Raw genomic sequence first — 7066 nt, 5'->3', positions numbered from 1 at the left:
TTATTTTTAAAGAGCTTTTCTAACATTTTCAGCAACTTAGTTGCTCGTCGTTAGGGGTGCGTATCTTACTTCACACCGTGAGAGAGTCAAGCATTTTTTTCAAATTTCTTTTCTCTCAATTCCGACTCGCTGTGTGACTTTCGTCTCACTCCGTGTCGGTGGATGCGCAGTATAGGGAGTTGAGAAATTAGTACAAGCGTTTTTTGCAAAAAAACTTTCAACCGAACAAATAGCAATCACTTTGTGTATATACCAAGCGATCTTGGCTATTTTCTCTCATTTAAAAGGATCTTTCCTCAAGAAAAAGGGCGTTTCTACCTGAATTACGATCTTCAAATTTGATGCAATTGAAGCAAATGATCTTCACTCAACGCGCTTTTTCTCTTCGTCCTGCTGTATAAAAGATAAAAAAAGAGCAGAACGATGACGAACTGCTCTTTGGTCTTTGCTTTTTACTTGGGGTACTTCAGGTGAAGTCTTGGAAATTGCTTCTTCTATATAGAAGAAAAGATCAGAGCATCCTTGCCCTTCTCTTTTACGACAGATTAGCTAGGGGTATATCTAAATGTCGTGGTTGTTCGATGACACATTGAGCTCGTAAGAGTGGAGCATGCTTGCATTCCCAATGGCGTCATCTTCGAGAGGAACTTAGTTCTTCAATACTTTTACGGTGTAGCTACCATCTTTTTGTTGGTACAGACCGTGGATGTCGGTTTCGAAACCAGGGTAATGCGCACCGATCTCACAAAGCATCTCTAGGAAGTCCAGCACTGGGCGAGACTCTTGAGTCACCATTTCACCAGGAAGTACTAGTGGCACACCTGGAGGGTAAGGAAGGATCATGTTCGCACTTACGCGACCAACCATTTCTTCCAGTTTAATTTCTTCTACGTTACCGCGAAGCTCTTCTTGCCATGCTGCGTGTGGTGTTACTTTCATTTCTGGAAGAACATCGAACGCTTTATACATTAGCTCTGGTAGGTTGTATTTCTTAGTTAGGTCGTGAATTGCTTGTGCTAGTTCTTGAACGCGCATGCCTTCATAGAAGCTTGGGTCTTCGTTGTATAGTGAAGGTAGGAAGCTCTTGATGGTTAGGTTCAAGTCGTAGCCACGTTTAAATTCAGTTAGGCCGCGTAGCAATTGCATTGCTTTTGATTTGTCGATACCGATTGAGAATAGGAACAACAAGTTGTATGGACCTGTTTTCTCTACCACGATGCCGCGCTCGTCTAGGAATTTAGCCACCAGCGAAGCAGGAATACCTGATTCCTCTAATTCGCCTTCTTTATTCATCCCTGGAGTCAATAGCGTTACTTTGATTGGGTCAAGATACATGTGGTTGTCATCCATGTTCTTGAAGCCGTGCCATGTATCGCTAGGGTCTAGTTTCCAACATTCTGTGGTATCGATGTTTTCTGGTTGCCATACATCGAAGAACCAGCTGTCGCTTTCTGCTTCTAGACGTTTGATCTCTTTACGGAAGCGGATTGCGCGATCGATAGAGTCTTGCATTAACTTCTTACCAGTGTTGCCGCGCATCATTGCCGCTGCAGTTTCAGTAGAAGCAACAATGCCGTACTGAGGTGAAGTTGAAGTGTGCATCATGAATGCTTCGTTGAAAGATTCTTTATCAAAGTCACCTTTCACGTGAATCATTGAAGCTTGTGAGAACGCTGCCAACAGTTTGTGTGTTGATTGTGTTTCGTAGAACACTTTGCCTGGCATCGCTTCACCACTCATACCACATTTACCTTCGTAAATTGGGTTGAAGTTAGTGTAAGGCACCCAAGCACTGTCGAAGTGAATGTGTTTACAATCTAGCGACTCTTTGATGAATTGTGTGTTGTACAGCAAGCCATCGTAAGTTGAGTTAGTCACTACTGCGTAAGTTGGTGCTGTTGCACCTGGTGTTTTCGCCACTTTCTCTGCAATGACATCGCGGCTGAATTCGCTTTGTGGAATACCACCAAGGATACCGTATGCGTTACGAGTTGGGCGGAAGTAGATTGGTGTCACGTCGCTCATCATCATTAGGTGAGTCAGAGATTTGTGACAGTTACGGTCAATCAGTACTGTGCTGCCCGCAGGTGCTGAGTACATGCCAACGATTTTGTTCGATGTAGACGTACCGTTAGTTACGATGTACGAGCTGTCTGCATTAAATGTACGTGCGATGTATTCTTCTGCATCTTTATGTGGACCTGAGTGGTCTAGTAGAGAACCTAGCTCAGGCATTGAGATTGATACGTCCGCTTTAAATGTGTTTGGACCGTAAAAATCGTAGAAGATGCTACCAGCAGGGCTTTTCTGGAATGCAGTACCGCCCATGTGACCTGGAGTACAGAAGGTGTATTTACCTTCTTCTACGTATTTGAATAGCGCTTTAGTGAATGGAGGCATGATGGCATCTTTGTATGCCTCAGTCGCTTGGTTGATTTTGATAGCGATGTCGTCAGCCATACCTAAAGCGTACTCGAAGAAGCTCACGTTTAGACGTAGGTCTGTTAGTGAAATGTCTAGAGTAGACTGTTCGTTAGCAAATGCGTGAACAGGCAGTTTTTCGTTGATTTGGCTGATACGTTCACATAGCTCTAGTGAGTATTTATCCCAGTCGAACAACACACCGCAAATGCGAGGGTTCATCTCAATCATTTTGATCAAGTCTTTATCATCTACTGGGTAAACCACTTCGTAGCCCGCTTTCTCAAGAGCAGCGTGAAGTTGACGAACTGGCTCTTCTTTAAAGAACACACCCATGTGGTTCAAGATAGCGAATATATTCATTTGGACATCTCCAAGGCGAATGAGGGCGCTCTTTGCCATTTACAGGCAATGAGTAAGGTGAGCGCCGCGTGAATTTGGGTTTTATAGGCTGGCACCTTAGTGGCAGCGTTTTGGGGATTAGTTGCTTGCTTGGGCAGGCATGTCGTCAGCGTGCATTTTCACGTACTGAGCAAGACCTGCTTTTTTGCTGTAGAACATCAAGATAACTAGAGACACGATGAAGGTTGCTGTTAGCGTACCGCCCTCTGCACCTGCTAGTGCGATGAAGCAGAACAGACAAGCCACACCAGAGAACAGCATTACGAAGCCGTTGCGTGTTGTCATACCTTCGAAGCGAATCAAGTTAATGCTTGAGTAGAAGTAAGGCAGCATTGTTAGTAGAACCGCGTCAGTTGTTAGCTGGTTGAATAGGTCTGATGCGTGTGCTGTTTTAGAGCTGAAGAACATCAGTACAACCATCAGCGCAGTCATCTTGATTGACGCAAGGATTAGACCTTTCTTAGGCACACCGTTTTTGTCAGTTTCGCCGTAGATTTTAGGGAAGTTGCCGTCGTTTGCTGCGCGTTTACCTGCTTCACCTACTAGCATCATCCAAGAACCTAGCGAAGTGAAACATGCTAGCGCTGTGAATGCTGATACGAATGGTGCTGTCCAGCTACCGAATAGCTCAGTGGTTGCTAGTGCAAATGGCGCACCTGATGCCGCAACTTCTGACGCTGGGAACATACCGCTGATCATTTGAGTTGATAGGATGTAAATCACACCTGCGATACCAGTACCCAACATAGTTGCTAGAGGTACAGTACGTTTAGGGTTTTCTACCATACCAGTCGATACCGCTGCTGATTCCACACCTACGAATGACCATAGACAGATAAGAACCGCTGTTACTACCGCGTGGCTGTCAGTGCCTGCTGATACGTTCCAGTTTTGGCTGTAAAGCGCAGTATCGAAGTGCGTCCAACCAAATGCAGCTGTACCAACAACTGGGATAAGGATAAGAACTAGACCAAGCGTACATAGACGGCTTACCCAGCTACCACCAAGTAGGTTGACGAAAGTGAAGATCCATACCGATGCAATCGTCGCAATACCTGCTGGGATTGGGTTATTAAGCACAGGGAAGAATACTGAAAGGTAAGAAACACCTGTAATGGCAATAGCCAGGTTACCAATCCAGTTCGCGTGGTAATAAAGAACGCCCGTTTGGAAACCAAATACCGGAGACACTTCGCCAGCATAAGCGATTGGACCACCTTCTTGTGGGTTTTTGGTTGCCAGACGAGCGTAAACAAACGCCAGACTCAGTGCACCGGCCAAACAGATCAGCCAACTGAAGATTGAAACAGAGCCTACAGAGGCAAGACTAGAAGGTAATAGTGCGATACCACTACCCATCATGTTACCGGCTACGACACCCGTACAGGCAATAAGGCCGATTTTTTTCGCATTCGATGACATAACATCTCCAAATCTATTCTACTCGAGTCAACATGACTCAAACTGAATGGTTATTAGCGAGATGCTATGAGGAAGAACCTGCTCGACCTCGCTAAATTTCGAAGTGAAGACTACGCCCAAAAACTGGGAAAAAAATAAACTTGGGGTTATCAATAAAATGATTAGTTAATCAACATCAAGTTGAGGTAAACATGATAAACACAAAAATATAAAACCATATTATTCATTTAGTTATAAGAAAAACATCAAACCTTCTACCGATAGATAAACTCTCATCAACTCGTTGGTCATCGCGATAAAAGTTATCAACCTCTATCAACTTCCCCATCCCGAAGGGTTAATTCCCTGAAGTGTTGATTCCATAAATCTCTCCCTGATAGCGCTTTTTGACCCACATCAATATTCATCTCGCCTGCAAGAAAGCATCAAAATCATTCTCGCCACATAACTCAGCCAGACACTTCATACAATCAATAGAGATAGAGAAGCAAAGCGGGTATGTATTCCCGTTGCAAGCTTGCGTTGTTAGCTCCTTCGTAAGTCATTGCCCCACCGCCTCACCGCCTCACCCTTTTCACTTTTCGACAGCGACAAAAAAGCCCCTCACCGAAATGAGGGGCTAGCATTAGACTGACGTTGAGTCCGAGAGAATTAAAGCATTCGAACGACAGAAGGGTGAACGGCGCGATACATGGCGTAATCAATCGCCTTCATGTTACTTGGGAAGACCAAGTTTTCGCACAGCAGGTACGTCTCAACCGACGTATCAATATAGAAAGCTTCACTGTAAGACTCACTGGCTAAATCCAGATCACCATCCAATTCGGCGTGCTTACCGCGAATCACATAGGAAAGCACTGAATCACGTAACCTCAATGCCTGTCCGAGATGCCGCTTGGCTAACGCCATGTCACCAATGATGGTTTCGTGCAGTGCTAAAGCTTCATAAATTCGCGGTTGAATTGGCCCCACCATCATTTGCACATTAGTCTCTAGTGCTTCACTGAGCTGCTGCATTCGCCCTTTCTTCAACTCCTGTGAGAAATCAAGTGCCTTTTGTACATGGTAAGCAATCAACAACTCAGCTTGAACGTAAGCATTATCCGGCTCGATTTCTAAAATGTTTTCCATCAAGTCGATACCTTGGCGGAATTGTTTAGTATCAGAGACATTAAGGTAATGGTTAGCCTGAACAAACAACTCCAACGCGTCGGGATTCATTGGCATTCCCGCCACCAGCATCGTAGATTTCAATTTAGCATCCGATACTTTCAGCACTTGCATCAAATCCAACGACGCTTGTTGAAGCACTGTCTTTAAATGACTACTGGTTAACGCGTATTGACGACTAAACAACACTTTTTCAGATGAGTTATTGCGATATTCCACCTCTAAAAAGCTGCCACCGTCATTCTCACGAACTCGTACCACAACCGATTTACCAGGCACAATGCCAGAAGTAAACGACGCCTTCTTTAGCATGACTCGGTAATCACTGACTTGAGCAATGTCGGACATCAACTTTTGGGCGAATCCGTCTGCCAAATCGTAGCTTAATCCTTCACTCGTAAAATTATCTTGAAACTTGAACTCAATCAGATGGGTATCGATGGCTTGGGTAATACGCACTTCCGATTGCTTGTAGGTAAACACGCCCATCACTACGACCAACATACTGATCCAGATGAAGTTCATAATTCCCAATCGCCAAGGACTGATTTTGTTTTTGCTCTGAGGGGCTTTTTTCTCTTTTGACATCTCGCAGACCGCGCGAGTTAGAGGACCGGCAGGAAAGGTAACGGCTGGTGCTATAGGTAGACAATCCTCTTCCGATTCTTCAACCGAAGGTGGGATCTCTTCATTTTGCCGACTTGTGACAAACTCTTCATGCGTCATAGCAACCACGTTAGCTACCAGCTTATAGCCACGCTTGGGCACCGTGATAACGTAGTTGGTATTTTCCTCTCGACCGTCACGTAGTAGCTTACGCAACTCAAAGATGGATTGAGTCACCACTTGATCGGTCACAATCGCTCCAGCCCAAACGTACTGAATCAATTCCTCGCGGTTGAACACCTCATTCGCATGCTCCGCTAAGAAGTGCAAAAGATTAATTAAGCGTGGCTCAACAGTAACTTCCCTATCTTGTCGATACAGCTTATTTTCATCAACGCTCAAAACCCAGTCATTGATTTGAAAATAGACTCCAACCATGTATGAAAACTCTCGTATCTACAGACAGCGTTACGGTAGGAATCAGACAATGGTCGATTCCTACAAGTAACTAAAGGCAAGATTATAGGTGGGAAAGCAGCGTGTACCTAGAAAAGCAAGTTGCCAAAAATGCAAACTTAAGTTAAGTGATTCAAGAATGAGACTACTCAAGTGCTGCAAGGATAGAGCAATGTGTGGCGTCATCGTCTGTATGACCACAACAAGCATCATTAATCTTCTTCAAAGCTCGGCGAATTTTCGTCAGCTCGTTAATTTTCCCATCAATCAGCTCTAACTTAGCAGAAGTAATGGCTTTTACCTCTGCACAGCTGTGTTCTGTCGCTTCTAACTTAATTTCTAACAGGTCTTTAATTTCATCCAGACTCAAGCCAAGATCTTTACCTTTGAGGATAAAGTGCACCTGCTTTTGATTCTCTTCATCATACAAGCGGTAGCCTGACTCACTTCGTCCTGCGGGTTTTATTAGCGCGTTTTTCTCGTAGAAACGCAATGTATCGGCAGTCACACCACAACGTTTTGCCAGTTCACCTATCTGAAACATAACTTTCCCTATTAACTATCTCGTTACTTTTAAAGCTAAAGAACG

At 44.4% G+C, this 7066-nt stretch carries 4 protein-coding genes; all 4 read right to left on the bottom strand.

Annotation, left to right across the window (positions count from 1 at the left end; all coding sequences use genetic code 11):
• Window positions 1-648: 648 nt before the first annotated feature.
• Window positions 649-2784: a lysine decarboxylase CadA gene (locus R7Z41_RS22245; protein ID WP_005451159.1), complete on the bottom strand. Its 2136-nt coding sequence runs from the start codon at window positions 2782-2784 to the stop codon at window positions 649-651.
• A gap of 117 nt (window positions 2785-2901) precedes the next feature.
• Window positions 2902-4245, bottom strand: coding sequence for a cadaverine/lysine antiporter (cadB, locus tag R7Z41_RS22240; protein WP_206971065.1), 1344 nt, complete (start codon window positions 4243-4245; stop codon window positions 2902-2904).
• Window positions 4246-4896: 651 nt separating this feature from the next.
• Complete coding sequence (gene cadC, locus R7Z41_RS22235; protein WP_206971066.1) at window positions 4897-6459, bottom strand: lysine decarboxylation/transport transcriptional activator CadC; 1563 nt, start codon at window positions 6457-6459, stop codon at window positions 4897-4899.
• A gap of 163 nt (window positions 6460-6622) precedes the next feature.
• Window positions 6623-7021: a Zn(2+)-responsive transcriptional regulator gene (zntR, locus tag R7Z41_RS22230; RefSeq protein WP_005382529.1), complete on the bottom strand. Its 399-nt coding sequence runs from the start codon at window positions 7019-7021 to the stop codon at window positions 6623-6625.
• Window positions 7022-7066: the final 45 nt, after the last annotated feature.

The organism is Vibrio sp. 1457 (genome assembly GCF_033340195.1).
In the GTDB taxonomy this organism is placed as follows: Bacteria; Pseudomonadota; Gammaproteobacteria; order Enterobacterales; family Vibrionaceae; genus Vibrio; species Vibrio alginolyticus.
This window is presented reverse-complemented; position numbering and strand designations above follow the sequence as displayed.

Bases quoted from the DNA above. Each gene is read 5' to 3' on its own strand.
- R7Z41_RS22245 (WP_005451159.1), bottom strand. From the start codon at position 2,784: ATGAATATATTCGCTATCTTGAACCACATGGGTGTGTTCTTTAAAGAA.
- cadB (WP_206971065.1), bottom strand. From the start codon at position 4,245: ATGTCATCGAATGCGAAAAAAATCGGCCTTATTGCCTGTACGGGTGTC.
- cadC (WP_206971066.1), bottom strand. From the start codon at position 6,459: ATGGTTGGAGTCTATTTTCAAATCAATGACTGGGTTTTGAGCGTTGAT.
- zntR (WP_005382529.1), bottom strand. From the start codon at position 7,021: ATGTTTCAGATAGGTGAACTGGCAAAACGTTGTGGTGTGACTGCCGAT.